The organism is Streptomyces sp. NBC_01446 (genome assembly GCF_026340095.1).
Taxonomy (GTDB): Bacteria; Actinomycetota; Actinomycetes; order Streptomycetales; family Streptomycetaceae; genus Streptomyces; species Streptomyces aureus.
In genome coordinates this window covers 288,534-313,986 of the sequence record NZ_JAPEPO010000002.1, presented here as the reverse complement: position 1 = coordinate 313,986, position 25,453 = coordinate 288,534, and the positions used below count along the sequence as shown (strand labels likewise).

General features: G+C 68.1%; 23 protein-coding genes and 4 pseudogenes. 8 read left to right on the top strand and 19 right to left on the bottom strand.

All coding sequences use genetic code 11. From position 1 onward, the window contains the following. Positions 1 to 308: 308 nt before the first annotated feature. Both OG456_RS38890 and OG456_RS38885 read right to left on the bottom strand, forming a co-directional pair. Entirely contained in the window at positions 309 to 455 is a 147-nt protein-coding gene (locus OG456_RS38890; protein ID WP_266569811.1) for a hypothetical protein, read from the bottom strand. Between the two features lie 9 nt (positions 456 to 464). Continuing rightward, complete coding sequence (locus OG456_RS38885) at positions 465 to 1,154, bottom strand: S9 family peptidase (protein ID WP_266570729.1); 690 nt, start codon at positions 1,152 to 1,154, stop codon at positions 465 to 467. A gap of 16 nt (positions 1,155 to 1,170) precedes the next feature. Here OG456_RS38885 and OG456_RS38880 point away from each other — a divergent pair, with 16 nt between their 5' ends. Then, complete coding sequence (locus OG456_RS38880) at positions 1,171 to 1,371, top strand: DUF6381 family protein (RefSeq protein ID WP_266569810.1); 201 nt, start codon at positions 1,171 to 1,173, stop codon at positions 1,369 to 1,371. Between the two features lie 367 nt (positions 1,372 to 1,738). Here the strand turns inward: OG456_RS38880 and OG456_RS50915 are convergent, their stop codons facing one another. The 3 genes and pseudogenes from OG456_RS50915 to OG456_RS38865 all read right to left on the bottom strand — a co-directional run. Beyond that, positions 1,739 to 1,948 (bottom strand): hypothetical protein, encoded by a 210-nt coding sequence (locus tag OG456_RS50915; RefSeq protein ID WP_353963606.1) that lies wholly within the window; start codon positions 1,946 to 1,948, stop codon positions 1,739 to 1,741. Positions 1,949 to 2,520: 572 nt separating this feature from the next. Next, on the bottom strand, positions 2,521 to 4,293 hold the full coding sequence (locus OG456_RS38870) for an MOSC and FAD-binding oxidoreductase domain-containing protein (protein ID WP_266569808.1): 1,773 nt from the start codon (positions 4,291 to 4,293) through the stop codon (positions 2,521 to 2,523). A 317-nt stretch (positions 4,294 to 4,610) separates the two neighbouring features. Continuing rightward, a pseudogene (locus tag OG456_RS38865) lies at positions 4,611 to 4,715 on the bottom strand (alpha/beta hydrolase); the annotation flags it as partial. A gap of 461 nt (positions 4,716 to 5,176) precedes the next feature. On the opposite strand from OG456_RS38865, the gene OG456_RS38860 reads away from it, so the two are divergent. Beyond that, positions 5,177 to 6,004, top strand: coding sequence for an alpha/beta fold hydrolase (locus tag OG456_RS38860; RefSeq protein WP_266569807.1), 828 nt, complete (start codon positions 5,177 to 5,179; stop codon positions 6,002 to 6,004). 159 nt (positions 6,005 to 6,163) lie between these two features. Here OG456_RS38860 and OG456_RS38855 read toward each other — a convergent pair whose 3' ends face one another. The 3 genes from OG456_RS38855 to OG456_RS38845 form a co-directional block, all read right to left on the bottom strand. After that, the gene (locus tag OG456_RS38855) at positions 6,164 to 6,628 is read right to left on the bottom strand and encodes a hypothetical protein (RefSeq protein WP_266569806.1); all 465 of its coding nucleotides are present in this window, start codon (positions 6,626 to 6,628) and stop codon (positions 6,164 to 6,166) included. After that, positions 6,595 to 7,005 carry an STAS domain-containing protein gene (locus OG456_RS38850; protein WP_266569805.1) on the bottom strand — a complete coding sequence of 137 codons (411 nt, stop codon included), beginning with the start codon at positions 7,003 to 7,005 and terminating at the stop codon, positions 6,595 to 6,597. Before OG456_RS38850 ends, OG456_RS38855 begins: the two co-directional genes overlap by 34 nt. Positions 7,006 to 8,378: 1,373 nt before the next feature. Continuing rightward, positions 8,379 to 9,107, bottom strand: a complete 729-nt coding sequence (locus tag OG456_RS38845; protein WP_266569804.1) for a TetR/AcrR family transcriptional regulator — start codon at positions 9,105 to 9,107, stop codon at positions 8,379 to 8,381. 89 nt (positions 9,108 to 9,196) lie between these two features. Here OG456_RS38845 and OG456_RS38840 point away from each other — a divergent pair, with 89 nt between their 5' ends. Continuing rightward, positions 9,197 to 10,057 carry an SDR family oxidoreductase gene (locus OG456_RS38840; protein ID WP_266569803.1) on the top strand — a complete coding sequence of 287 codons (861 nt, stop codon included), beginning with the start codon at positions 9,197 to 9,199 and terminating at the stop codon, positions 10,055 to 10,057. Between the two features lie 803 nt (positions 10,058 to 10,860). On the opposite strand, the gene OG456_RS38835 is transcribed toward OG456_RS38840, so the two are convergent. The 5 genes from OG456_RS38835 to OG456_RS38815 all read right to left on the bottom strand — a co-directional run bounded on the left by OG456_RS38835 (position 10,861) and on the right by OG456_RS38815 (position 14,640). Further along, a complete protein-coding gene (locus OG456_RS38835; protein ID WP_266569802.1) occupies positions 10,861 to 11,520 on the bottom strand; it encodes an RraA family protein in 660 nt (219 codons plus the stop codon). A gap of 40 nt (positions 11,521 to 11,560) precedes the next feature. After that, positions 11,561 to 11,833: a DUF6510 family protein gene (locus tag OG456_RS38830; protein ID WP_266569801.1), complete on the bottom strand. Its 273-nt coding sequence runs from the start codon at positions 11,831 to 11,833 to the stop codon at positions 11,561 to 11,563. A 282-nt stretch (positions 11,834 to 12,115) separates the two neighbouring features. Further along, the gene (locus tag OG456_RS38825; RefSeq protein WP_266569800.1) at positions 12,116 to 12,868 is read right to left on the bottom strand and encodes a ferredoxin reductase; all 753 of its coding nucleotides are present in this window, start codon (positions 12,866 to 12,868) and stop codon (positions 12,116 to 12,118) included. Further along, positions 12,838 to 13,437: a sulfite oxidase-like oxidoreductase gene (locus OG456_RS38820; protein ID WP_266569799.1), complete on the bottom strand. Its 600-nt coding sequence runs from the start codon at positions 13,435 to 13,437 to the stop codon at positions 12,838 to 12,840. Before OG456_RS38820 ends, OG456_RS38825 begins: the two co-directional genes overlap by 31 nt. A 120-nt stretch (positions 13,438 to 13,557) precedes the next feature. Next, positions 13,558 to 14,640 (bottom strand): IS630 family transposase, encoded by a 1,083-nt coding sequence (locus OG456_RS38815; protein ID WP_266567716.1) that lies wholly within the window; start codon positions 14,638 to 14,640, stop codon positions 13,558 to 13,560. A 758-nt stretch (positions 14,641 to 15,398) separates the two neighbouring features. Here OG456_RS38815 and OG456_RS38810 point away from each other — a divergent pair. From OG456_RS38810 to OG456_RS38795, 4 genes are all read left to right on the top strand, one after another. Then, a complete protein-coding gene (locus OG456_RS38810) occupies positions 15,399 to 15,842 on the top strand; it encodes a pyridoxamine 5'-phosphate oxidase family protein (protein ID WP_266569798.1) in 444 nt (147 codons plus the stop codon). Between the two features lie 42 nt (positions 15,843 to 15,884). Then, positions 15,885 to 16,184: a hypothetical protein gene (locus tag OG456_RS38805; RefSeq protein WP_266569797.1), complete on the top strand. Its 300-nt coding sequence runs from the start codon at positions 15,885 to 15,887 to the stop codon at positions 16,182 to 16,184. A gap of 258 nt (positions 16,185 to 16,442) precedes the next feature. Continuing rightward, a complete protein-coding gene (locus tag OG456_RS38800) occupies positions 16,443 to 16,643 on the top strand; it encodes a hypothetical protein (RefSeq protein ID WP_266569796.1) in 201 nt (66 codons plus the stop codon). 117 nt (positions 16,644 to 16,760) lie between these two features. Beyond that, complete coding sequence (locus OG456_RS38795; protein ID WP_266569795.1) at positions 16,761 to 18,224, top strand: NAD(P)/FAD-dependent oxidoreductase; 1,464 nt, start codon at positions 16,761 to 16,763, stop codon at positions 18,222 to 18,224. Positions 18,225 to 18,559: 335 nt separating this feature from the next. On the opposite strand, the pseudogene OG456_RS38790 reads toward OG456_RS38795, so the two are convergent. From OG456_RS38790 to OG456_RS50910, 4 genes and pseudogenes are all read right to left on the bottom strand, one after another. Further along, positions 18,560 to 18,847 (bottom strand): annotated as a pseudogene (locus tag OG456_RS38790) (transposase); the annotation flags it as partial. Positions 18,848 to 18,854: 7 nt separating this feature from the next. Continuing rightward, positions 18,855 to 20,055 (bottom strand): annotated as a pseudogene (locus OG456_RS38785) (IS110 family transposase). A 616-nt stretch (positions 20,056 to 20,671) separates the two neighbouring features. Continuing rightward, positions 20,672 to 21,589, bottom strand: coding sequence for an NADP-dependent oxidoreductase (locus OG456_RS38780; RefSeq protein WP_266569792.1), 918 nt, complete (start codon positions 21,587 to 21,589; stop codon positions 20,672 to 20,674). Positions 21,590 to 21,674: 85 nt separating this feature from the next. Next, a pseudogene (locus tag OG456_RS50910) lies at positions 21,675 to 21,896 on the bottom strand (DUF4158 domain-containing protein); the annotation flags it as partial. A 577-nt stretch (positions 21,897 to 22,473) separates the two neighbouring features. On the opposite strand from OG456_RS50910, the gene OG456_RS38770 reads away from it, so the two are divergent. After that, positions 22,474 to 22,680 (top strand): DUF6417 family protein, encoded by a 207-nt coding sequence (locus OG456_RS38770; RefSeq protein ID WP_266569794.1) that lies wholly within the window; start codon positions 22,474 to 22,476, stop codon positions 22,678 to 22,680. A 1,028-nt stretch (positions 22,681 to 23,708) separates the two neighbouring features. Here the strand turns inward: OG456_RS38770 and OG456_RS38765 are convergent. Then, a complete protein-coding gene (locus OG456_RS38765; RefSeq protein WP_266569793.1) occupies positions 23,709 to 24,092 on the bottom strand; it encodes an MmcQ/YjbR family DNA-binding protein in 384 nt (127 codons plus the stop codon). A 422-nt stretch (positions 24,093 to 24,514) separates the two neighbouring features. Continuing rightward, the gene (locus tag OG456_RS38760; RefSeq protein WP_266569792.1) at positions 24,515 to 25,432 is read right to left on the bottom strand and encodes an NADP-dependent oxidoreductase; all 918 of its coding nucleotides are present in this window, start codon (positions 25,430 to 25,432) and stop codon (positions 24,515 to 24,517) included. Between the last annotated feature and the right edge of the window lie 21 nt (positions 25,433 to 25,453).

Genomic DNA, 25,453 nt, shown 5'->3' with positions numbered 1-25,453 from the left:
GCTGGGGCTACCTCACCCCGCTGGAACCCGGCAGCGCCTCGAACATGAACACGCCCTTGTGGCGTAGGTATCGAGTATCCAAGATCACCGGGAAGCTTCAGTGCTGCGGAAGCCGCCTCCACCTGGGTCCTGCCGGCTCCGACATTCTGAATGCCGCCCAGGACGGCGCCGCTCCGAGACCAGGTCAGCTGGCGAGTACGGTGTCGAGCCAGTCGAAGGTGCGCTGGTGGAACAGGAACATCGCACCCTCGTGGCAGTGCTCGCGGCGCCTTCGTCCTCCCGGTAGAAGATCAGCTTCTTCTCGCAGGTCAACTCATCCAGGAGGCGCTGTGGCTGCCCGGTGAAGAACTGGTCGTTCTCGGCTTCAGCACGAGCGTCGGGCAGGTGATGCAGTCGGCGATACCCGCCATGGTGTACGCCTCGGTTGCCTTGACCAGCTCGTCGAAGTCGGACACGCCGAAGGTCTACAGGCCGTTGCGCACCACCCACCGCGCCATGGTGTTCTGCGCCATCAGCGCTTCCAGACCGCCGGGCATCGAAGCGGCTCGGCTGGCGGTTGTGGCCATGACTTCGTGAAGGTCGTAGACGCCGTCGTACAGCACGCTGGCGGCGATGCGGTGCTCGAAGGCGGCCGCCCTCGCGGCGAGGTAGCCGCCGAGGCTCATGCCGATCAGCGCCAGTCGATCAGTGTCCGCCTCGGGCACGGTGAGCGCGAAGTCGACGACCGGGGTGACCACGGCCTCCCAGTCCGGCCTAAAGTGCAGGCCCTGCTCGCGGACGGTGCTGCCCTGTCCGGGGCCGTCGAACGCGATGACGTTGTAGCCGCGCCGCAGCGCGCCTGCGGCCAGCGCAAATAGTCCTCCTCGAGAGTGGAGTCGTATCGGCCGTGGAAGAGCACGGTCGGGCGCGGCGTGCCCGAATCGTCGGCGAGGAACCCGGACTGGGACAGGCCGCGTCCCCGGCCGACGTCGACCGTGTCGTATCCGATCCCGTGGGATGGGAGCCACTGAGCGAGACACGCCACAACGCGAGCAGGATCCGGCACGCAAGCCATTCCGCGCACGCCTTCCAACGGCACAGATAACAGTGGGTGATTGATCGAGATGCAGAGGGTGGCGGGGCCTGTTTCTCTGATGTGGCCCGCTCTTCCCCATCACCCAAGGAGTGATCATGAGCGCTGCAGGCGAGTCCGGTCGTACCCAGCAGACCCGTGCCCGGGCCCAGGACCTCGAACAGGCCGCGGAACGCGCCACTGACCCGCAGGAGCGTCAGCGCCTGAAGGACCAGGCCCGCCGGCTCAAGGAGCAGAGCGAGCACGCAGGCGGCACCCGCACGCCGGACACCGACCCGACGGTCTCGTCGCACCGGTAGTTCCGAGCACAGACACCGGCCGGTGGCCGGCCTCCGTGGCTTTCTGCCACGCGAGAGGCCGCCGGCCGGTCACTGCTGTCTCCGCTCAGGAACAATGCCTCCTCCGCCGCCAACGACACCGGCAAAGGATCACCGCACCTCGGGGCAGTACCGCCGAGCCGTCCCGCCAGCCACTCAGCTACTCAGCCGCCCTGGTGCGCGTGCGGCTCGCACCGACTCCTCCAGCGCGCCATCAAGTCCACCGCCGGCCCGGGCTCGGGCGGCGCGGTCGGCTCGCCGCCGGACACCTTCGCCTCGACCAGCTGCTCAAGTGCGTGACGGTACTCGTCCCGGACCTGGTCGACCTCGACACCCGTGAACTACCGCATCAGCACCTCGGCGAGCTCCAGCTCCCGGTCGGTGACCGGCGCGGACGGGGCGAGGTCCCCCGGATCGCGCAGTTCGTCCCGACCAGGACCAGCGTCTGGAGGATGAGCATGCCGTGGCGTGGCCGCAACAGTGCGATCCGTTCCCGGGAGCGGAGGGCGACCTGGCACACGCCGACCTGTCCGGTGCGGGCTGGTGCTTCGACGAGCAGCGCGTACGGCCGGTCGGCCGGCGGGCCGCCGGGGCCGACGTAGACGGCCGACCAGCCCGCTGACCGCGCGGAAGCCGGCCTTCGGGTCGTCCGCGAGCCGTCGGCCCGCGACGAGCAGCGCGGGGCGGCTGGTGCGTCGGGCCAGGAGGCGGGCTCGAGCCATGGTCAGCCAGGGGCCGGCAATGACGAGGCCGGTCAGGACCAGCAGGATTCCCGGGGCGAAGACCCAGATCTGGCCGTTAGTGCTCCTGGGCATTCGGCCGATGGTGTGCGCGAGTTCGGCGATACCTGCGGCCAGTGGGTTCACCCGGTAGACCCGCGGCGGGCGTGGCGTGACGCGCCGGGTGACCCCGAGCGGGGAGACCTGCACGCGGCGCAGGGCGATCCGGGCCGCGATGGCAGCCCCCACCGGCGACCGCCTCGATGACCCGGACCCGACCCGCCTGCTGCTATTTCGCGTGAACATCCCCCAAGATCCGCAACCGCTGCTCGAGCAGCAGACAAACGCTGCTGCTCGAAGTGAACGAAGCCATCCGCGAGATCCGGTGGCGGCCTGGAGGGCCTGCCGCGAACTACAGGTCCAGGACGACCTCTTCGGTGGGCTTGGAACAGCAAATGAGGATGTTGCCGTCGGCGGGGGGTTCGACCGGCTCGGGTGAGTAGTCCACTGCGCCGGTCATGAGGGCGAGTTCGCAGGTGTGACATACGCCGGTGCGGCACGACCACTGGACGGGGACGTCGCAGGCCTCGGCGAGTTCGAGCAGGGAGTCCTGGGTGTCGTTCCAGGGGACGTTGAGTCCGCTGCGCGCGAAGGACACCGTGGGGCCGGTGCCGGCCGGGCCCGCGGGCAGGTGGGGCGCGGCCGCGGTCGCGGAGTCTTTGATCCCGGGGGTGAGGGAGGCGCCCGCGCCGAAGGCCTCGGTGTGGACGTGGGACGCTTCCAGACCTGCGTCGATGAGGGCGTTGGTGATGCTGTCCATGAAGGCTGCGGGGCCGCACAGGTAGGCGTCAGCGTCGGTCGGTAGGCCGAGGGTGCGGATGCGGCCGGCGGAGAGGCGGCCGGTCTCCGCGTAGTCGAAGCCCTGGCGGTCCTTGGGGGTCGGTTTGCTGTAGTAGACGGTCGACCGGGCGTGGGGGAGTGCCCCGATCAGGGCCCGGCTTTCTTGGGCGAAGGGGTGCTCGGTGCCGTCGCGAGCCCCGTGCAGCCACCACACCTGTCGGGTGGAGCGGTCGCGGACGAGTGCGTGCAGCATGGCCAGTACGGGGGTGACGCCGACGCCGGCTGACACCAGGACCACGGCGTTGTCGCCGCCGGCCAGGCTGAAGGTGCCGCGGGGCGCGGCGGCGTCCAGGTGGTCGCCGGTGCGTAGGTGGGCGCGCAGGTGGTTGCTGGCCGCGCCGTGGGGTTCGACTTTCACGCTGATGCGGTAGGTGCCGGTGCCCGGTTCCCCGGACAGCGAGTAGCTGCGGATCAGCGGCGCAGCATCTCCCGCGGGCTGAATCTTGACGGTGAGGAACTGGCCCGGCAGTGCGGCGGGCAGATCGGAGCCGTCGTCGGCGGCCAGTGACAGGGAGAACACGCTGCGGCTCTCGGGCTGGATGTGGGTGACGGTCAGCGGGCGGAAGCCCGGCCAGGCGGGGGGTGGGGCGGTGGCCGCGGTGTTCAGTCCCGCGCTGCCGGAGGCCCCGGCCGCCTCGTTGCCTGCCTGGTCCAACAGGGTCTGCATGGATGTCCGCCAGCCGGGGCTGAGGGCGGGGATCCGCAGGGCCCGTTCGACCTGTGCGCGGGTGTGCCCTGGCAGATAGAGCACCTGGTCGATCTCCGTGACGGTCATCGCCTCGGGGCCGGTGGCGACCTTGACGATCTCCTGTCCCGCCTCCACCTCCCCTTCCTCGATGACCCGCAGATAGAAGCCGGGGCGGTGGTGGGCAACGAGCAGGGCTGCCATCTGCGGCTCGCCCATGCGCAGGCCCACGCGGTAGCAGGTCACGCGCGGCTGTGTGACCTCGAAGAGCGCGTCGCCGATGCGGTAGCGGTCGCCGATGCAGACCTCGTCGTCGGGCAGGCCGTCGACGGTGAAGTTCTCGCCGAACTGTCCGGGCGTGAGGTCGTCGCGACCCAGTTCCCGAGCCCAGTAGCGGTAGGAGTCGGTCTGGTACACCAGGACTGCCCGCTGCTCGCCTCCGTGCCCGCCCAGATCACCTTGGCCGTCGCCGTCGATGTTGAGCCGCCGCACCATGCGTGGCCCGGTCACGCTCTGCTTGTAGATCCCGGTGTGCACGCTCTTGCCGTGCCAGGGGACGTCCCTCGGCATCCCGACGTTCAGTGCTGTCAATGTGGCCACCACGCCCCCTTTCTTGCGCCGTCTTCCATGCGAACTTGGGCAGAAGGCGCGTCGCGTCGGCTTCAGGGCGGTCGGCCGCTATTTCGCCTCTTGCGGTTAGGCTCCTGGCGACCAGGCCGGTGTCCTCGTAAAGGTGGAGTCGGACAGGCGCCCCGACTCGACGGAAGTGGAGCGCGACGGGACGGGCATGCTGAATCGGCGGCCGTTGGCTTGCACGACCAGGCTCAACGTGCCCAAGGCCACGGTGTCGGCGCCGTCGACGAGGATCTTGCGTCGCGTGCGACAGCCGGCCCAGGGAAGCACCTTTTCGTCGCGCCTCAGGCGAGGACGCGACTCAGGAACCCGTGCACGTAGCCGCTGATGGCGTCCAGGTGTGTCTCCAGGGCAAAGTGCCCGGCCGGCAGCAGGTGCCCTTCCGCGTCCGGCGGTCAAGGGGCGAGAGGCCGCAGGCTCAGACTCGGGAGTCTCCCTACGTGATGTGGTGCCTGGCCGCAGATGGCGCCTGGTGTCACTTTGGCAACGGTAGACCCGGCGCTCAGGTAGGGCAACGCAGCAGAGGAAATGAGCGAGACCCTGAATTCTCTGGCAGCCTATTTGCTGTGCCCGCGATCTACGTTGGAGGCCACGGGCCCTCTTCCCGAACCCGGCCACGGCCACCGTGGTGGGCGCGACCTCCGTCGTCTCCAGTGTCCCGGCCCTCGTCTACGCGGCAACCACGCCTGTCCGCGCGGGTGGCGCCGGCCGTGCTGTGTCAGGTCGTGCCCAGCCATCCCTTGCCCGGCAACCGGCGCCGGTTGCCGGGACTCCGCGCCCAATGTCGCGTGGAGTCGAGATCTGGCGGGCCGTCATGTCCGATGTCGATGCGATCGTAAGGAACCTCACGATGCCTTTCATCACCACAAAGGACGGTACTGAGCTCTTCTACAAGGACTGGGGCTCCGGTCAGCCGGTCGTCTTCAGCCACGGCTGGCCGTTGACCGCCGACGCGTGGGACCCCCAGGCGAAACTGGTCGTGGACAACGGCTTCCGAGCGATCGCCCACGACCGGCGCGGCGGCGGGCGCTCCGGCCAGCCCTGGGACGGAAACGACCTCGACACCTACGCCGAGGACCTGGCGTCCCTGATCGAGACCCTGGATCTGAGGGACGTCATCCTGGTGGGCCACTCGACCGGCGGCGGTGAGGTGACCCGCTACATGGGCCGACACGGCACCGGCCGGATCGCCAAGGCCGTTCTGCTCGGCGCGATCCCGCCGTTGATGCTGAAGACCGCGGAGAACCCCGAGGGACTGCCGATCGAGGTCTTCGACGAAATCCGCAACGGCGTCGCGAACGACCGCTCGCAGTACTACCAGGACCTCAGCGCGGCCTTCTACGGCGCCAACCGTCCTGGATCGACGGTGACGCAGGGCATTCGCGACGAGTTCTGGTTGTGGTCCATGTCCGTGGGCATCAAGGGAGCCTACGACTGCATCAAGGCGTTCTCCGAGACCGACCTCACCGAGGACCTCAAGCGGATCGACGTCCCCACCCTGATCATCCACGGCGACGACGATCAGATCGTCCCCATCGTGGCCTCGGGCAACAAGTCCTCGAAGCTGGTGAAGGGCTCGACCTTCAAGGTCTACGAGGGCGCCCCGCACGGCTTGTCGATGGTCCCGAAGTTCGCCGATCAGTTCAACACCGACCTGCTGGCCTTCGCCCGCGGCTGACGGGCTGACGGCTGCTTCGCAGTAGTACAGATTCCCTCGACGGGAATGACGTCCCGCGCAGAGCGCCTGCACGCCCTGGGTGCCGTCGGCACGCTGGCCTCCGAGGCCGCGCCGCGGGGCCGTCGGCCTCGTGGCCGTCCGGTAGGGCCGGGGCTCAGCTCAGGGACCGGCCGTCGGGCATGGCGCGGGCGAGCTCCCGGGTAGCCAGGCGGGCTTGGGCGCCGGCGCGGTGGGGACGTTCAACTGGCCGGAGCCGTCGGGGAGCCGGTCCAGGATGCTGCGCACCATGGCCGCTGTCGCCTGGGGGACCCGGTCCGAGATGACGATACGGGCGAACGGCGAGGCCGCTGAGTGGAGATCGATACGGGTCACCGGGAGTTTGCGGGGGCGGATCGCGACGAAATCCCGCGTTCCCGCGTGCTCCCGCACACCGAGGCAGAGTGCGCCCGGGATCCACATGCCCCGACCGGGTGTGCCGCGCAGGACGCGGCGCCAGGAAGGCTCAACGCTCGCCATTGTCACCGCGCAGAGCGGCACTTTGACATCGCCTCGGCGTGCGACGATCTTCTCCCACCAGGCCAGCCTGACGATCAACTCGTCACCTCGGACTGTAAGCCGGGCCATGGCTGGAGCACCTCCTCCTCGCGATCCTTCACCGCAGCGGTGGCCTGGGCAACGGTGTCGAAGACAGGCATCACGTCGGACAACTCCGTGATGTGCAGCAGGCGCCGGATGCGCCGCTGCGGGCATACCAGGCGAAGCTGGCCCTGACGGCCCTTGGCCGCGTGGTGCGCGGCAACCAGGACACTCAGGCCGCTCGCATCACAGAAGTCCAGCCCGGACATGTCCAGAACGACCCGTGCCGGGGTGCGCTCGGCGATGACCTCTTCGAGGTGGTCGCCCAGCTGGTTCCTGGTAGCGACGTCGAGCTCACCACTCACCTCGACGACCGTCCATCCCTCGTGGCGATGGGACGACACCCTCAGCCAGTCCATCAACATCACCCCCTCAGCCTGTGTCGGGAACGCCCACCGTTGCGGGCGGCTGAGGGCCCGCGGGCGACGTCGCACGAGGGCCTTCGCTCACGCGGCGGCCATCCTGCACGCGGCTTGTAACAGCACCAACGGGAGCACCCCTCTCTCACCGAGCCGCTACGCCCTAATAAATCCCATATAGCTTGGTTTGCAACCAAAAGCAATACCCCCTGAGCAGGAGGTTTGGCGCCGGAAGCCAGCCGGTGGAGCCAGACCCCCCACACACCCTTGCCACTGCGTACAGGAACACGTCGTAGCCCTTGGGCGGGCGGTACCTCGTCCCTCAAGCCCGCCTACGACGGAGCCTCGATCGGAACCCTCACCGAGCGCACCTTGCTGATCGACGACTGGCAGCCCCCGCCGCCCTCGCCCGGCGCCGCAACCAGGGCCGGTGACCTCAAGCGGCTGGGCGCGTTGGGAGGACCTTGACATCTCCCCCAGCTGAAGCCGGGGGATTCATTCCTCGCGGAGTGAACTTTCTGCTTCATCGACAGCCGCTGCCCCGAATGAACGGCGAGGGACGTTGGTACGCCCAGCAGTCTTACGCAAGCTCCACAGACCTGACATCCCGCCAGCCCGGCGGTAGACCCGGCCAGCTTGGTTATCGCCAGCCGGGCAGGGTCGAGCATACAAGTCGCGGACGGCGCGTGGGACGGGTATCCGCCCAGAGGGCGAATACCCGCTCGCTGCCCTGCTCCGCAGGAGTCCGTTTCCTCTCCCCCCTGAAGGGCGGAGTATCCACGGAGGAATCCCGATGACCACGACGCTGGGACCGGGTGAAACGGTTGCGCCCCGGGGAACGAGCCGCTCTACGCCGCGATGGCAGCCCGGTCAGCGACGGTAGGGCGTGTCGTGCCCGGCCAGGCCGACCAGGAGTGGAACATACTCGTGAGCCGCTGTCCGTGGCCCACCCGATAGACCGGCGTGGCGCGACGGGCCTTCCCCCGGGGCCCCGCACCACGCCACCTGGGCCGGCAGCCCCGGAAGCCTGCCCGACCATCCGGGGCTGCCGGACCGGCCGGTTCTGGCCGGGCCCCCTCCGGCCGGCAGCCCCACCCGAACGAGTGAACCTCTCTGGGGCCTGGGCGGGTAGGCGCGGGTGATGGACAACTCCAGCAGCAGAGTCTGCCTCGTGCCGACGATCACGCAGCTCTGCGGCGCCCGGACCCTCACGTCGCTGCGCACCCCGTTGACCTGCAAATCGACATCGACCCTCCAGCCCGGCTGGACGGGCTGGTGGACGAGCCCCGGCCGGCCCGCGGCGCCGTCTCGGCCGACGCCGCTTGGTGAGTGATCTGTGCTGGCGACCCTCGACCTGCAGGTGGGCGGCTGACGGAGTATCAGGCCTGCTGTGTGCCGCCGTCCGCCGCCAGGCGGGTGAGCCACTCGCGCAGCAGGCGCTGCTCGGCGTCGCTTAGGACGTCGGCGTCGTCGGGGAGGGCGGCGCGCAGCGCGCGGGCCGCTGGGGCGGGGCCGGACTCCGCGGCGGGGACTGTCGGTTCGGCGCGGGTGACGGCGGCGATCATGGACTCGCGAAGGACGGGCAGCAGCGCGGGATTGCGGCGTTCTGCGGGGGTTGAGTGCCAGGTGGTGACCCCGCCTTGGCCGGTGGCCTGGATGATCTGGGCGGCCAGCTCCTCGTCGACCCGCAGCCATCCCGCGGCCGCCAGCCGACGCACCCGGCCGCGGAGGATCTCCAGGCCCGCGCGGTGCGCCGCGTCCGACCTCGGGCCGGTGGCCCTGTTCATCACGGCGAACAGTTCGGGGCGCGAGACCCCGAACTCCACGACCATGTCCCAGGCGCGGCGCAGCTCCTCCACCGGGTCCTGCGGCGCGGGGTCAAGCTGCACGCGCTTGCTCTCGAGGAACTGTGCGTAGCCGTGCTCAGCGACCGCCTCCAGCAGCCCGTCCTTGTCGCCGAAGTGGCGGTAGATGGCTGGCGGCTGCATCCCGGCCGCGGCGGCGACCGCGCGGGTGCTCACTGCGTCGGGACCACCGCGCTCCAGCAGCTCGATGGCCGCCTTGATGATGCGCTGGCGGGGACTGTCGGTGGTGTCGCGGATAGGCATGTATCGATGATATCGGGAATCTGCTTCCATCGTTAGTTTCAATGTTATCGTCTAAGTGATTCCACTGGAAGCATCGTTTGGAGAGCCCCTTGATCATCGTGACCGGAGCCACCGGAAAACTCGGCCGCCGCACCGTCGAGCACCTCCTGGAGCGCCTCCCCACCGACCGCGTCGGCGTCAGCGTCCGCGATCCCCGCAAGGCCCAGGACCTCGCCGAGCGGGGCGTCCGCGTCCGGCAGGGCAGCTTCGACGACCCTGCCTCACTCGTCCACGCCTTCGAGGGCGCCGAGCAGCTGCTGCTCGTCTCCCTCGACCGCACGGGCGAGGAGTGCGTCACCGGCCACCGCGCCGCGATCGACGCCGCCGTGAAGGCCGGAGCCGGCCGCATCCTGTACACCAGCCAGATGGGTGCCGCCCAGGACTCCCGCTTCCAGGCATGCCGTGACCACGCCCAGACCGAGGACCTATTGCGCGCCACCGGCCTGCCCTGGACCGCGCTGCGCAACGGCTTCTACGCCGCCAGCGCCCTGCAGCTTCTGGAGTCCGCCCGCCACACCGGCGACATCGCCCTCCCCGCCGACGGCCCCGTCTCCTGGACCGGCCACGACGATCTCGCCGAGGCCGCCGCGGCGATCCTCACCGACGAGGGCCGCTTCGAGGGGCCCACCCCGCCGCTCACCGGCCCGGCGGCGCTCGATTTCGACGCCGTCGCCGAGATAGCGGCCCAGGCCACCGGGCGGCCCTTCACCCGCACCGTCGTCCCCGGCGAGGCCTTCCGCAAGCAGGCCCTGGCGCACGGCGCCCCCGCCCCGATCGCCGACCTGATGCTGAGCATCTTCGCGGCGGCACGGAATGGTGAGTTCACCGCCGTCGACCCGACCCTGGCCGAATTGATCGGTCGAGAGCCCGCCACTTTCCGCACCCTGCTGGAGCACACCTGGGCCGAATAGACCCGGTGGGGCACGCACCCGCCGCCACGCCGTCCTCGGCCCCCGTAGCCCAGCACGCCGACCTGCTCAACCGGGTCCAGAGCCGACCACTCTCGCGCAGGTTCGCCATCGCCGTGGGCGGTCGGCTTTGATCTGCTTCGAGCTCCGTACCGCGCCGAGCACCGCGGCCAGCAGTTCGTGCGGCGATTCCTCGAGCTCGGCGTCATTCCTCCTCGACCTTCACGAGCGCGTTGATCACGGAAACCGACGGGCTCCGCGGCCCTGCCGCAATGCCGGTCGGCCGTGTCCCAGGGTGTCTCAGGGGCCCTGCCCAACTTGGCGACCAGGCCGAACGGCGCCTCGCCGACGTAGAGCGCCGCGTCGACGTGGACGACGAACGAGGACCGAACGTGAGCCGCATCATCCGTGACTACACCCCCGCAGACGAAGCGTCATGGCTCCGCTGCCGAGTGCTCTCCTTCCTGAACACCCCCTACTTCGATGACGTTCGGCAGACGAAACCAGAGATCCCTGCAGTTGAGAGCTCTCCACCCGCCGTGGGCTACCTCACCGCCACGGCGAGTGGACTCCGATCCACCCCGCCGGCGAATCGGCTTCCCCTGCCCTGCTCCGCAGGAGTCCGATTCCTCCCCGGCCTGAAGGCCGGGGCATCCTCGGAAGAATCCGGTGAAACCCGGGCGTTGGTGGCTTCGCCGTAGATGCCACGGTCCGGTACCTCGGGCCAGATCAAGCTCGACCACCAGATCTCGCCGATGTTCGGGCCCACCAAGGCGGCGACCTTGCGATGAGCGAGTGGGGACGTGTTACTGCTCAGATCTGTGGTCGGCGGGGTTTCCCTGGCGCATTCTCTCGACGAAGGCTGCCTCGTCCTGTGCGACGCGGTTGGCTTCTTTGAAAACGCTGAGGACCTGTGCAGCGGGGATGACGGCAGCGCCGGATGTATCCGCGAACACGTAATCACCGGGGCGGACGGTCACGCCCGCTACGACGACCGTCCGGTTGGCCTCGAACGGCGCCACCACATCGCCGCCCCATTTGGTCGTCTGCCCCCAGCAGTAGACGGCGAAGTCGTAACTCGCGATTTCGGTGAAGTCGCGGAGACGACCGTCGGCCAGGATGCCCGCAAGACCTCGTGCTGCCACCTGCGACAGCTTTGTTCCGCCTCCGAGTGAGACGTCGGCGTGCCCGTTGCTGGCCAGGACCAGCACGCGCCCCTGTGCGCCGTCCTCGATTGCGTCATTGAACAGCCGGAAGAAGTTGAACTGCTCGGGTGGGAGCGTTTCTTCGCATGAAGGCAGGTACGAGACCGTCACCGCGGGCCCTAGCAGGACCCGGCCCGGAGTTGGACTCACCAGGTCGTTGATGTGACACCTATGGCGATGCATCCGTCCCATGGCATCGACGACGTCGGGGGTGCGTACCCGCGAGGCCAGACCTTGCAGGCGCTCGTTCATGTCTGCCATGGAGTCTCCCGAGCCGACATGCGACCTTGTCGTAGGCAGGTCATTGCGGTGTTGGGATCTTGAGGTAATCCAGGCCGCCGACATCGAGCCACAACTGGGTGGGAGAGCGGACCAGGCGAAGCAGAACGCTGTCGCACCCAGGACAGCGCAGCACCGTCCCGGGGCCACCGAGGAAGGCATGCGTCTGGGCAAGCAGCATCTGTTCCCCGCAGCCGCGGCATCGTCCGGACGCCATGGTCATGTCGGTCCCGAACAGGGACTCGAGGTCCCCGGCGGCGGCGTTGCCGTCGAAGAAGTCAGGCATCAGGGTCATAGCGATTCAGCTCCCTGTCGTACCGATGCGCCCGGGGCCTGTCCGACCGGGATCATGGGCGTGTCCCAGGAAGAGACCGAACGCGGCGGGCAACCACAAGGGGCGCGTCCATGCAGGTAGCGCGGTGACCGCTGGGCTGTCGCCGCTGTAGGTCGCCAGCCGGGCAACCCCGCCACTGGCGCGTATACAAGCCATTATGGACGACCACGTGGAACCTGGCTCTCTGCGAGGCCGACGGCGCGTTGACGCCAAGACTTACGGTCGTGGTGTTTCGGCGTCTCCTCATTCGCTGGGGCCGAAACGCTCGGTGCGGATACGGCCAGGGTGGTGGCCGAGCGCCACCAGCAGGCCCGAGGCTTTCTCGACGAAGCCGGTGGAACCGCAGACGTAGCAAGTGGGTTCGAAGTCCGGTGGCCACCCGGTGCTTGACAGGTCCGAAGCGGTGATCCGCCCTGGAGGACGCGGGCACTGTGGTGGGGCGGAGCGGGAATAGACGTACGTCTTGTCGAGGCCCGGCTCGTCCTGTCTCAACTCGGATTCGTAGAGCTGATCCTCGGGGCTGCGTATGGAGTACACCAAACGGAAGGGCGTACGACTGCCGGCCGCGCGGCGCATACGGATCATCGCCATCAAGGGCACCAGGCCGGAGCCGCCGCCCACCAGCAGAATCGGTTCCTTCTGCTCTGGGCTCCACACGAACCAGCCGCCCACCGGTCCGCGCAGTTCCACCACATCGCCCATGGCGAGTTCGTCCGTCAGATACGGAGAGACCTCGCCGTCACTGACACGCTGAACGGTCAGCTCGACACTCTCGCCATCGGATGCCGACGCCAGCGAGTAACTGCGCTGCGTGCTGTAGCCGTCCTCCGCCGTGAGTCGCACATCCACATGCTGCCCCGCCAGATGCCCCGGCCAGCCGGGCACCTCGAAGACGAGGGTGCGCGCAGCGCGCGACTCGACGCGCCCATCGGTGAGGCGGGCTGTCCTCCAGCGCAACCGGTTGCCTAGTCGCCTTGATACCGCTGTTCGCGCCATGGGTCCCCATAATCGTGGTAGCCGATGTTCTCCCAAAAACCCCGTTCTTCCTCGACGAGCAGCTGGATGCTGTGCACCCACTTGGCGGACTTCCACAAGTACAAGTGCGGAATCAGCAGCCTGGCGGGCCCTCCGTGCTCCGGCGCGAGTTCCTCGCCGTCATAGCGGTACGCGATCCATGCCTGCCCGTTGAGAAGGTCCTCCAGGGGCACGTTGGTGGAGTAATCGCCGTAGGAATGAACGAGCGCGTAGTCGGCACTGGTCTCCACGTCCTCAAGAAGGACGTCCAAGGAGACTCCCTGCCACTCCGTGTCGAACTTCGACCACTTGGTGACACAGTGCAGGTCAACGGTTGAGGTCTGGCTGGGCAACGCTGTGAGCTGTGCCCAGTTCCAGCTCCGCCGTGCACCCGTCTCCGTGCGGATGGTGAACTCCCACTCGTCAAGGTCCACCGTGGGGGTGGGTCCTGCGGACAGAACGGGGAAGTCGGTGGTTTCGTACTGCCCAGGAGGCAGTTTGCGCTGTGTATCCCGCGCTCGTCCGTGGAATCCGCGCGAAACGATGGGCATGCCGTGCCCCCATTTCTTCGAAGTCGGCGATTTCTATTCTCCAGGACATCGCGCACCACAGCATCTGGGCGGGAGAAGGCTCCTGAGAGTGTGGCCTAGTGTCTCGTGATCCTGTTCATGTCAGTTCGAGTTGTTATTGACGAGTTTCCTCACGTTGGTCGCGGCGAGTCGGACCTTCCCGAGGACCTCGCTGGAGGTCGCGGTCCAGGTGAACGGTTTCGCCGTCGTGTTCCAGGAGTTGATGTAGTCGCGGATCTGTTTGATCAGGACGTTGACGCTGGAGAACGTGCCGCGGCGGATGGATTGCCGGGTCAGGATTCCGAACCAGATCTCGATCTGGTTCAGCCACGAGGAGCCGACGGGAGTGAAATGGAAGTGGACGTGCGGGTTCTTGACCAGCCACTCCTTGACCTCGGGTGTGGTGTGCGTCGAGAGGTTGTCCAGGACGACGTGGATGTCCTTCCCGGCGTGCGGTTTCACCGCCTTCTTCAAGAAGGCCAGGAAGTCCTTGCCGTTCCGGGTCGGCTTGCACTCGCCGAGCACTTCGCCGGTGGTCACGTTCAGGGCGGCGAACAGGTTCGTGGTGCCGTGCCGGACGTAGTCGGCGGTGCGCTGCTCGCTCGCGGCGAAGGAGACCGGCAGTACCGGCTGGGTTCGGTCCAGAGCCTGGATCTGCGTCTTCTCGTCGATCGAGAGGACTACCGCGCCGCCCGGCGGTGCCAGATACAGGCCGATCACATCGGCCACTTTCTCCGCGAACGCAGGGTCTTTGGAAATCTTGAAGGTGCCCAACCGGTGCGGCTTCAGGCTTTCCTCCCGCCAGACGCGCGCGATGTAGTGCCAGGACACGGTGAGGTTCTCGGTCCGCTCCAGGTACTTCGCCAACTCCCGTGTGGACCAGTGCGAAAGCCCCGTGCCGTCCGGCGGCGTCATGCGCGTCAGCGCAATCACCCGGGCCCGCACCCGCGCCGGCACCTGTTCCCGTGGGCCGCCGGGACGCTCACCTTCCAGCCCGGCCAGGCCCTGCTCGACATAGCGGATCTTCCAGCGGTCCACGGTCGGCAGCGACACCCCGAGCAGCTCGGCAATGTCCTTGCGCCGACGCCCCTCACTCGACCACAGCACGATCCGGCCCCGCGTTGCTATGTCCGCAGGAACGTCCCGACTGTTCACCAACTCCCGCAACTCGGCGGCCTGTTCCACGGAGAGCTCCACACCAAGAGACCCTGCCACACAAGATCAAGTAACGCTGACGGAATCACGAGACACTAGCCACGAGCCGTATCTCGTCGGTTCCCCTCAAAGCGATCTGGGCGCAACGGCGTTGATGGCACCAAAGGAGGTGGGTTAAGAGCCCGCGGGGCCGGGCTAGCCGGTGGGGGAGCGTGGTATCACGAGTACGGATCTGTACGTCCGGCTTGGGGCGGCTCAGCTTGCCCATCTGGCGGAGGCGGTCGTGGAGGGAAAGCTGAAGCAGAACGTGGAAGCGCTCCCTGTGAGTGAGGGGCTGGCCGCTTTCGCCCGGGTGTCCGCCGGGCAGGCCGGTGGCAAGAAGATCATGCTGATCTGAGCAGGTCCATCGCGGGGTGTCGCCCGGTCCTGACACCGACTCATGGCACCCGCGGACTGGGTACGGCCGCGTCCGCGGCCGTACCCACCAGGCGCAGCGCACATCAGGCGGTCGGCCGGTTCACGGTGGCACCGTGGGTGGGGGGCGACTGCCGGTCGGGCTCCGGGACACGGTCGCCGGAACGGCCGTCGGTGCGGATGTCATCACTGACCGAAGGGGTGTCCAACGCGATCGGGAAGCCTGCGCAACAGCGCAGAGCGAGCGCCGAAGCATCGGCGGACCAGGCCAGTTTGTGGCACTCGAAAAAGGCTGCGTCGTGACGGCCCAGGAGGGCGGAGCACGCGGACGTGGCAGGAAAGGTTGAGGAGCGATGGGAATAATCACTGAGGACATGCGGCAGATCGTCACCAGCGCCAAGCTGGCGTTCGTTGCGACGGTCTGCGAGGACGGCTCTCCGAACCTCTCTCCGAAGGGGTCCTTGCGCGTCTACGACGACGATCACCTGGTATTCATGAACATGGCCTCGCCCAATACGGTGGAGAACCTGCGGCGCGATCCGCGGGTTGAGGTCAACGTGATCGACTTCCTGCTCCGGCGGGGGTACCGCTTCAAGGGAACAGCTGAGATCCGCGGGAAAGGCGACCCGGTGTACGACTGGTCCCGCCAGTGGGTGCTGAACACCCACGGCGATCCCATCTACCCGTGCCACGAGGCCGTACTGATCAGGGTGGACCGGGCGCTGCGGGTGGACTCTCCCGCGTACACGTTCGGGCACGCGAACGAGGATGACCTGAAGCATGAGTGGGCCGCCAACTACGGTGTGACATACCTTTGATGCGACATCGGACCACCTGTCCCGCAGGGCCGGCCGCAGACCGTGGTCTGCGCCGGCCGGCCGCCGAAGTACGAGCGTCCGCTGAAGGGCTCGGCGGTGGACGCGGTCAGGGTGCGGATCCGCAAGCTTTTGCGGGAGACGCCGACGATGCCGGCGACGGTGATTGTGGAGCGGATCGGCTGGCAGCGGGGGAGGACGATCCTCAAGGAACGTGTTGTGCGTGAGCTCGGACCGGCGTGTTTGCCGGTGGACCCGGTGTCCCGGACGACGTATCGGCCGGGCGAGCCAGCCCAGTGTGACCTGTGGTTCTCCGAGGCGGACATCCCGTTGGGCTACGGGTAGACGGGTCGGCCGCCGGTCTGGGTGATGGTGTCCGGCTGCTCGTGGGTGATCGCCGGGAGGATGCTGCCCTCGCGGCGGACCGGGGACCATGATCCCGGCCCCGGTCGGGGAACGGCTGGCGATCGACACCGCGGAGTACAACAATTGCACCTACTGCCTCTCTGCCCACACCTACATAGGGCGCGCGTCGCCAAGGTCGGCGCCGGGGGAGTGGAGTGTGCCCGCCACGCGGAGTCCGCCGACCCGCACACCGTCGCAGTGCTGGACCCGTCCCACGCCATTGCCCGCGGCCACATTGGTGAAACGCAGCTCAAGGCTGCCCGGGCCGTGGACGTCACCGACGCCGAGATCGCCGAGGTCGCGGGCAATCTGGCGTTGAACATCCTCACGAACTACTTCAACGTCCTCGCCGATACCGACACCGAATGGCCGGTCGTCACCCCGCACACCGACGCCTGACCGACGTGCCCTGGCCTGGTCGGGGAGCCCCCGCCCAGGCCCACCCACCAGGCCCGACGGGCAGCATCACCACCGCCTCGACCGTCGTCAGGCACTCCCAGGAATGCGAGGAAGAACATGAGCGAATCGCACGAAACCCGGACAGGGGTGCCTTACGACGTGGTCGTGCTGGGCGCAGGCCCGGCCGGTGCGAACGTCGCCGACCGCGCCCGCGCCGCCGGCCTCTCCGCAGCGGTCGTGGAACGGGAACTGGTCGGCGGTGACTGCGCGTACTGGGCGTGCGTGCCCAGTAAGGCGCTGCTGCGGCCGGTCATCGCGCTCGCCGACGCGCGGCGCGTGGACGGTGCCCGGCAGGCTGTCACCGGTCGGGTCGACGCCGATGGCGTCTTCGCCCGTCGCAACCGCTCTGTCTCCGACTGGGACGACACCAGACAGGCTCTGTTCCTCAAGTCCATCGGAGCCGACCTCTTTCGTGGCCACGGCCGTTTCGACGGGCCCCGACGCGTCAGCGTCACCCGTGACGACGGCGCCCGGCAGACACTCACGGCCCGGTACGCAGTGGCCATCGCCACCGGCAGCCGACCGGCGTTGCCCGACATCCCGGGCATCGCCGAGGCCCGTCCATGGACGAGCCGGCAGGGCACCGAATCCAGCACCGTGCCCACTCGCCTCGCCATCATCGGCGGCGGCGGAGTCGGCATCGAGATGGCCACCCTCTGGCAGGGCCTCGGCTCCCAGGTCACCCTGCTCGCCCGGCGCCGCCTGATCCCCCGCATGGAACCCTTCGCCGGCGAACTGGTCGCTCAGGGATTGAGAGAGTCGGGCGCGGATGTGCGGATCGGCGTGCAGGTGACCGCCCTGCGCCGCCCGGACCCGCAGGGGCCGGTCACCCTCACCCTCGACGACGGCGGCGAGCTGGAGGCCGACGAGGTCTTGTGCGCCACCGGCCGCACCCCCGCCACCGACGACATCGGCCTGGACACGGTCGGCCTCACCCCCGGCTCCTGGCTCGATGTGGACACCACCTGCCTGGTGCAGGGGGTCGACGGCGACTGGCTGTACGCCCTGGGCGACGTCAACCATCGTGCCTTGCTCACCCATCAGGGCAAATACCAAGCCCGGACCGCAGGCGACGCCATCGGCGCCCGCGCCGCCGGCCGCCCGCTCGACGACGCGCCCTGGGGCGACCACGCCACAACCGCCGACCAGCACGCCGTACCCCAGGTCTTCTTCAGCGACCCCGAGGCGGCCGCGGTGGGCCTGAGCGCCGAGCAGGCGGAGCGCTCCGGGTACCACGTCAAGACCGTCGACCTTGACTTCAACGCTGCCCAGGGCGCCAACCTCTACGCCGACGGCTACCAGGGCCACGCCAGGCTGGTCGTCGACCTCGACCGGGAAATCCTCCTCGGAGCGACCTTCGTCGGCCCCGGCGTCAGCGAGCTCCTGCACTCGGCAACCATTGCAGTCGCCGGCGAAATCCCGCTCAAACGGCTCAGGCACGCGATCGCCCCCTTCCCCACCATCAGCGAGATCTGGCTCTTCCTCCTCGCCGCCTACCAGCACGATCAGGAGACGCCGTAGACCACCGCCACCTGACACCGAAAGGGGACGGCTCAGGCGCGCCGGCCCAGTCGTCGCAGGGCCCTGACCGTCCTGTCGCACCGGGCTGCGAAGATCACGTCATGTTCTCGACACCCACCCCTGGGCCTCCGTCTCGCACGCCTATGGTCCCGCCGAGGACCTGCCCGACCTGCTGCGCGCCCTCGCTCAGGGGGGCACCTCGGCAGTGGAGGCCGCGGCGCACTCCATCATGCAGCCCAACAACGCCAAGGCGACGCTCGGAACCATGCTCGGAGAACTGCGCAACGCCCCGCCCGTCACCGGGTCGACGTCTCCAACGATGGCATTGACGCGAAGAAAGACGCCGCGGCCTTCAAGATCTCGTTCGCCCGCTTGAGCTCGGCGATCTCCTTCTTCATCGCCTTGACCTGCGCGGACTCCTCCGTCGTGGTGCCCGGCCGGGCACCGGCGTCGATCTGGTCCTGCCGCACCCACTTGCGCAGTGTCTCGGTCGTGCCGATGCCCAGTTTCTGGGCGACTGCTTTCATCGCGGCCCACTCGGTCTCGTATTCCGGCTGCACCTCGGCGACCATCCGCACCGCACGACGGCGCAGCTCAAGCGGGTACTGGGAAGGAATCTCAATGACCGTGTCAAGGTGCCCGAACGACTGGCGGGGCGAAGGTGAACGGCCTATTGTCCCGCAGCATTGCCCACAGCACGTCGACCCGACGGCGCGCGAGCGCAAGCAGAGCTTGGGTGTGAAGGAGCCCTTCGGACCGCTTCTTGAGGTAGTAGTCCCGAGATGGACCGGGCCGCATCATGGCGGTCTGCGCAGCCAGGTAGAAAATGTGGCGCAAGCGCCGGTTGTAGCGCTTGGGCCGGTGGTTGTTGCCGGTGCGGCGTCCGGAATCGCGGGGCACCGGGGCCAGACCGGCGTGGGAGGCGAGGCGGCCGGCGTCCGTATAACCGGACAGGTCGCCGACGATGGCGACGAACTCCGCGCCCAGGATCGGACCCATGCCGGGCATCGATTCGATGATCTCGGAGCGTTCGTCGGCCCGGAAGGTCTCGCGGATCTCCCGGTCGTTGTCCTTGATCCGCTCGTCCAGGGCCAGGAGCTGGTGCGCCAGGTCCTGGCCAGCTTGGCCGCCCGCCTCTCGCCAGGCAGGATGATCTGCTGGGACTGGGCGGCCTCCACTGCCCTGCTGGCCACGTCCCCGGCTCCGCGGACCTTGCGACGCTCCAGCCAGGTCGTCAGCCGTTTGACGCCGATCCGACGAAGGGCAGCCGGGGTCTGGTAGTCCGCCAACATGACGACGGGCCCCTTGGCGGCGGAGTAGTCGAAGGCCCGTTCCAGGGCAGGACAGATCCCCAAGAGCAGGTCGCGCAGCCGGTTGATCAGCCTCACTCGGTCGGCGATCAGGTCAGCACGGTAGTGCGTCAGCACCTTCAGGGCAGCCACGAGCTCCGGTGGCGTGTCCAACGGAGCGAAATCCCGGCGCATCCGGGCCTGGTCGGCGATGACCCGCGCGTCCTTCGCGTCAGTCTTCCCCTCGCCCTTGTAGGCGCCGGTCATCCGGTTGACGGTTCGGCCTGGAACGTAGACCACGCTCTGGCCATGGGCCACCAGCAGGGCCAACAGCAGTGCGGAGGCCCGACCGGAGATGTCCACCGCCCACTGCACCTGACCGGCCATTTCCCGCGCGGTCTCGATGAGCGCCAGGATCTGCGACTCGTCGTTGATCACCTTCGTCGAGAAAAGGATCTCCCCATCGGCGTCCACCGCTGCCGCCCAGTGGTGCCCCTTGCGGCGTCGATGCCGACCCATATCCGGTTGATAGACGTGCCCAAGTCCCTCGCTCCGTATCCCTCGTGACCAGAACTTCATGGTCCGAAGAACACTCCGCCGACGGGTCCCTAACCAGCGATGACCGCAGTTCTCAATCAGCAGTCGGAGCGCCCCGGAGGATCGGGCGGCCATTCCTTCCGAGCCCTCGAGGGCAACGTGCCATCAGCCACACCCGGCCCTCCCGGACCGCCTCACATTCTTAGGGACGTGCCATGACTCGATCCTCTCAAATGATCGAGTCCCTATCGAACCCGGAACGGTTCAGGTGGCCAGCGTGGCCGGTGGGAGGTCTAGCGGCCCATGGTCAGCGAAGGTGTCGGAGCGCGGAGACAGTCCGGAGGCGCCAGCGGAACTCGGTCGGTCGGCCCGGGATTCACATGCCGGGCCGACCCTGACGACACCGACTCAGGACGGGGCGGGCAAATAGATCGAGGCGAGTTTGGCCAGGCGATGACGGAGAGGGGGGTTCCGTCGGGGCGCCAGGACATGTGGCCGGGGATGCCGTTGACCAGCACGGGTCGGTGGCGGGCGACCTCGCCGGAGAACATGCGGGCGCCGGCGGCGACCTCGGTGGCGCCGAGGGTGCCGACCACGCCGTCGGACTATGGCCGTCACTTCCTACGGGCGTACGCGGATGACTGTCTTCCCGCGGCGTCGCGTGGTCGGGTTAAGGGCACCAACGGCATCGTCCAAGCTTGCGACGTCACCGATGTTTGTCCGCAGTCGTCCGTCCCGCACTCGCTGCACGATCTCGCCCAGTTGGGCACGATCGACCTCGACTACGAAGTCCACCGCCAGGCCGTCAGCGGGTCGCGCCTCGACCGGGCCGACGATGGAGACCAGCGTTCCTCCAGCCTTGATCAGGGCAGCGGACCGTTTCTGAACGTCGCCACCGATGACGTCGAAGACGAGATCGACGCGGCCGACGTCTTTCAGCGCGTCATTTTCGAGGTCGACGAACTCGTGCGCGCCGAAGTCGAGTGCCTTCTCCCGGTCGGCGGCGCGTCCGGTGCCGATGACGTAGGCGCCGGCCTCACGTGCGAGCTGGGTCACCATCGTCCCCACTGCCCCGGCCGCGCCATGGGCGAGGACGGTCTGGCCAGACTGGAGGCGGCCGTGCTGGAACAGCCCTTGCCACGCGGTCAGACCTGAGATGGGCAGGGACGCGCCGACGGTGAAGTCGACGTCGCCGGGCAGCGGTGCGAGGTTGCGTGCTTCGATCGCCACATACTCCGCCAGGGTGCCGTCGCGGTGCCAGTCGGCGAGGCCGAACACTCGTTGCCCGACCGACAGCCCCGTCGTGCCGTAGCCGAGGGCGGTGACCACTCCGGCCAGCTCGTGGCCGGGGATCGACGGTGTCTTGTCACGGCCGGCACGATCGGTCCAGGTCGATGGCCACTCCATCTCAGTCGGGACGAAGCCCGATGCATGAATCTGAACGATGACGTCGTTGATCGATGCGGGCGGCTCAGGCCGCTCCGTCAGCGTCATCCCGGCCGTTCCCGCGGCCTGGTCGGTTACCACAATGGCTTTCATCGAGATTGTCCTCTTCCTCGCATGTGTTGTGGGTTTGGTTTCCGGGTGGGTGTTCAGACGAAGATGACCAGCTGGCCGGCGTCGAGTCCAGCTCCGACACCCGCGCCGCCGACGGCACGGTCAGCAGGGAATCGAGGACCGCCCGCTGACCTGTGCTCAGCAGCCCGTGGAGGCTGTCCCACAGTCGCTGGTTCGCCGCCTCCCGCACCGACGCGACCAGCCGGGCGAGCGTCGTCACGCCGGGCAGCAGCACCCGACGCTCGCGCAGCCACCCCACTAACGCGTCGAAAAGCGCCTTCGGCCCCTCCGCGGGAGTTCGTCACCGCGTCGCTGCGGGAGTCCGAGTCGCTCTCCATCTGATGGACGACGGCGTCGACATCGCCATGAACCAGGAGATCCTGGAGGTCGCCTACGGTCGACATCCTGTACACGAGCGACGAAGTTCCTGCAGAGTGCGCCAAGGAGGGCCCTGGCCTGGGCAGAAGACGGTGCGTCACTTACAGGGGGCCTGACCTGATGCCCCGGCATGTCGATCCTGCTCACCGAGGACGAGCACCGATATCCGCCCGGCATCGTCACTGTCGACATCAACTCGCCCGGCATGCTCGGGTTCCACTGACCGTGGAACCCGAGGGTGACGTCCTGGCGCCTCGCAGCTGACCCGAGGAGCGGTCCACGCTGGCGCATCTCGTCGGTGACTACCACGCCGGTGCTTCCCGAGCCGGATTCCGGGCCGGCTGATCTTCCCGCCGTCGACAGCCGGCATTCGTCCCACACCCCGAGCGGCTCTCACAGCACCGTCGCGCGATGCGCCGTTGTCTGCCCTTCGGGTGGTCCGCAACGCTCGATGTATCCCTTGAGCGTCGGTACGCGTTGAAGCGAGCATGGATGCAAACGAGCACACCGCTGTCGCGGACCTCATCCCGGCTCAGGATGATGCAGCGCGGCGTCTGGCGCTTCTTACCCTCGACGAAGCCCACGACCTGCTGCGCCTGCTCCAGCTCATCGCGAGCGAAGGGGCGGACGAGTTGTCGCAGGAGGCGGACTGGTTCGCCCGCGAGATCGCCGCACGCATTCCGTCGGACAACTAGGCCAGCCCTAAGCGTCCCTGTGATGGCAGGGGAGTTCTGCTGCGCTCGTGTAGGCGGTCAGGACCTGGCCTGCGGCCTCAGGGAGGGATTATGTGATGCGTACAGGCACTCGGCGTCTGGTCAACAGCCGGGCCAGCGCGCCGGTCTCCTCCTCGGGCAGGGCGATGGCGGCCAGGTGGCGCGCGGGTGACAGCGATGTACCAGATGCGCAGCACCTCGTCGGTGGCCGAGTCCGCGGTGGCCCAGCGCTGGACGCTTCCGATATCGGGCAGCAAGAGCAGAACACCGTCCGCCTGGTCGCCGACAGCGCATCCGTGTCGTCGGCCCGGCACCACCTGGCAGCCGCCAGATCACCGGCTGGATGATGCGCCACCCCGACCGGCTCCGAGAGGCAGACCGTCAACAGCTCGCCGAAGTCCTCGCCCGCTGCTCTGAACTCGAAGCCGCGAGCCGCCTGGCCCGAAAACGAGTGCCACTGCGTCGGACGTATGTTCCGGCACGGGCAGCTCGTCGAAGAGGTCGGCAAGGGTGCCTTCGGCGAGCCGGTCGAAGTCCGGGTCATCGGCGAGCTCGGTGGACCCTGTGCGCTCGAGGATCAGCGGCCAGGGGGCTAGGTGGGCCCAGGCCCACGCGCCTCCAACGCCGAGTTCAGCAACTTGACGGCCGCAGACCAATCCAGGGCGGCAGGTCCGTCGATGGCGAGGGTGATCGGCCTATCGGGAAGCGTGGCGACCAGGGCGCTCCACCCCGGGGTACTCCGCCAAGTGCTGGGTAACGAGGGTTTGGTTGGTAGGCCCGGGGTGATCGATGGGTGTTCGTGTTGCAGCAGCCGCCCGTACTCCGGTTCTGCCTTGAGGGTGACGATGCGTTCGTCCGGGTCGTCCTGACGATCGGGAAGACCTTGCCCGCCACCTTGTAGACGTCCAGCTGCTCGGTGAACGGGCGCCCGTGGCTGGCCCCGGGCAGCGCCAGTGCCGTGTCGCGCGCTCTGTCCTGGAGCTTCTCGCCGCTGATGGGCATGACGAAGGTCAGGCGCGGCGGCCGTAGGTGCGCGGATCCACGGGCTGCTCGGACTTGGGAAGCCCGCCGACCACGAGACGGTAGGAGTCGATCACGAGCTCCTTCACTAGCTTCTCGTCGATGGTGCCCCCGCCTTCCGCCGTGATCCAGTGCCTCTTGTTCATGTGATAGCCGGGGGTAATGTCTGCGTACTGCTCACGCAGGGCTGCGGCGCCGTCCGGATCAGCTTTCAGGATCACGACGGGGCGCCCCGGCATGTCGGTCATGAGCATGAAGACCTTGCCGCGCACCTTGTAGACCTCCCAGTCGGGGCCGAAACGATGCTCCAGGTCGGTGCCGGGCAGTTCCACAGTGCAGTCGTGCGCGATCTTCTGCAGCTCTTGTCCGTCCAAGGTGATCAACTCCTCTATCGATCCGAGTGCCCTGACCGCCCGGCCAAGGCCCAAGGCGGCGTCTCCCGAATGACCGCCACGAACGGCGGCGCCCGCACGCCGGCAACAGTGACGGAAGCCGACGGGGGTACAGAGACAGCTACGCGGGCGGCGCGACGCAGGCGGCCAAATCCGCGTACACCGAGACACAGCGGCAAATACTCATATGGCATCCGCACCGGTGACATCAGGTCCCCGCCACAGCGTGCCGACCTGCTGACGGATCGTAGGCGGGGGCCGGTCGCGGGGGCAGCCGAACCCGGCATCCCGCCGGAACCGGACCTGCCCGATGATCTACGCCATGGTCACCGATCGGCGCAAGTACCCGAACCGCCACGCGTACCAGGCCCATGACCTGCCAGGCGGACTGTGGCCGTCACTTCCTACGGGCGTACGCGGATGACTGTCTTCCCGCGGCGTCGCGTGGTCGGGTTAAGGGCACCAACGGCATCGTCCAAGCTTGCGACGTCACCGATGTTTGTCCGCAGTCGTCCGTCCCGCACTCGCTGCACGATCTCGCCCAGTTGGGCACGATCGACCTCGACTACGAAGTCCACCGCCAGGCCGTCAGCGGGTCGCGCCTCGACCGGGCCGACGATGGAGACCAGCGTTCCTCCAGCCTTGATCAGGGCAGCGGACCGTTTCTGAACGTCGCCACCGATGACATCGAAGACGAGATCGACGCGGCCGACGTCTTTCAGCGCGTCATTTTCGAGGTCGACGAACTCGTGCGCGCCGAAGTCGAGTGCCTTCTCCCGGTCGGCGGCGCGTCCGGTGCCGATGACGTAGGCGCCGGCCTCACGTGCGAGCTGGGTCACCATCGTCCCCACTGCCCCGGCCGCGCCATGGGCGAGGACGGTCTGGCCAGACTGGAGGCGGCCGTGCTGGAACAGCCCTTGCCACGCGGTCAGACCTGAGATGGGCAGGGACGCGCCGACGGTGAAGTCGACGTCGCCGGGCAGCGGTGCGAGGTTGCGTGCTTCGATCGCCACGTACTCCGCCAGGGTGCCGTCGCGGTGCCAGTCGGCGAGGCCGAACACCCGCTGCCCGACCGACAGCCCCGTCGTGCCGTAGCCGAGGGCGGTGACCACTCCGGCCAGCTCGTGGCCGGGGATCGACGGTGTCTTGTCACGGCCGGCGCGATCGGTCCAGGTCGATGGCCACTCCATCTCAGTCGGGACGAAGCCCGATGCATGAATCTGAACGATGACGTCGTTGATCGATGCGGGCGGCTCAGGCCGCTCCGTCAGCGTCATCCCGGCCGTTCCCGCGGCCTGGTCGGTTACCACAATGGCTTTCATCGAGATTGTCCTCTTCCTCGC

What these genes read in the sequence shown, in the direction of transcription:
- OG456_RS38835 (WP_266569802.1), bottom strand. Translation starts at nt 11,520, where the DNA reads ATGGCAGACATGAACGAGCGCCTGCAAGGTCTGGCCTCGCGGGTACGC.
- OG456_RS38860 (WP_266569807.1), top strand. Translation starts at nt 5,177, where the DNA reads ATGCCTTTCATCACCACAAAGGACGGTACTGAGCTCTTCTACAAGGAC.
- OG456_RS38810 (WP_266569798.1), top strand. Translation starts at nt 15,399, where the DNA reads ATGCGGCAGATCGTCACCAGCGCCAAGCTGGCGTTCGTTGCGACGGTC.
- OG456_RS38825 (WP_266569800.1), bottom strand. Translation starts at nt 12,868, where the DNA reads ATGGCGCGAACAGCGGTATCAAGGCGACTAGGCAACCGGTTGCGCTGG.
- OG456_RS38820 (WP_266569799.1), bottom strand. Translation starts at nt 13,437, where the DNA reads ATGCCCATCGTTTCGCGCGGATTCCACGGACGAGCGCGGGATACACAG.
- OG456_RS38795 (WP_266569795.1), top strand. Translation starts at nt 16,761, where the DNA reads ATGAGCGAATCGCACGAAACCCGGACAGGGGTGCCTTACGACGTGGTC.
- OG456_RS38885 (WP_266570729.1), bottom strand. Translation starts at nt 1,154, where the DNA reads ATGGGGAAGAGCGGGCCACATCAGAGAAACAGGCCCCGCCACCCTCTG.
- OG456_RS38770 (WP_266569794.1), top strand. Translation starts at nt 22,474, where the DNA reads ATGGATGCAAACGAGCACACCGCTGTCGCGGACCTCATCCCGGCTCAG.
- OG456_RS38830 (WP_266569801.1), bottom strand. Translation starts at nt 11,833, where the DNA reads ATGACCCTGATGCCTGACTTCTTCGACGGCAACGCCGCCGCCGGGGAC.
- OG456_RS38880 (WP_266569810.1), top strand. Translation starts at nt 1,171, where the DNA reads ATGAGCGCTGCAGGCGAGTCCGGTCGTACCCAGCAGACCCGTGCCCGG.
- OG456_RS38760 (WP_266569792.1), bottom strand. Translation starts at nt 25,432, where the DNA reads ATGAAAGCCATTGTGGTAACCGACCAGGCCGCGGGAACGGCCGGGATG.
- OG456_RS38780 (WP_266569792.1), bottom strand. Translation starts at nt 21,589, where the DNA reads ATGAAAGCCATTGTGGTAACCGACCAGGCCGCGGGAACGGCCGGGATG.
- OG456_RS38855 (WP_266569806.1), bottom strand. Translation starts at nt 6,628, where the DNA reads ATGGCCCGGCTTACAGTCCGAGGTGACGAGTTGATCGTCAGGCTGGCC.
- OG456_RS38845 (WP_266569804.1), bottom strand. Translation starts at nt 9,107, where the DNA reads ATGCCTATCCGCGACACCACCGACAGTCCCCGCCAGCGCATCATCAAG.
- OG456_RS38850 (WP_266569805.1), bottom strand. Translation starts at nt 7,005, where the DNA reads ATGTTGATGGACTGGCTGAGGGTGTCGTCCCATCGCCACGAGGGATGG.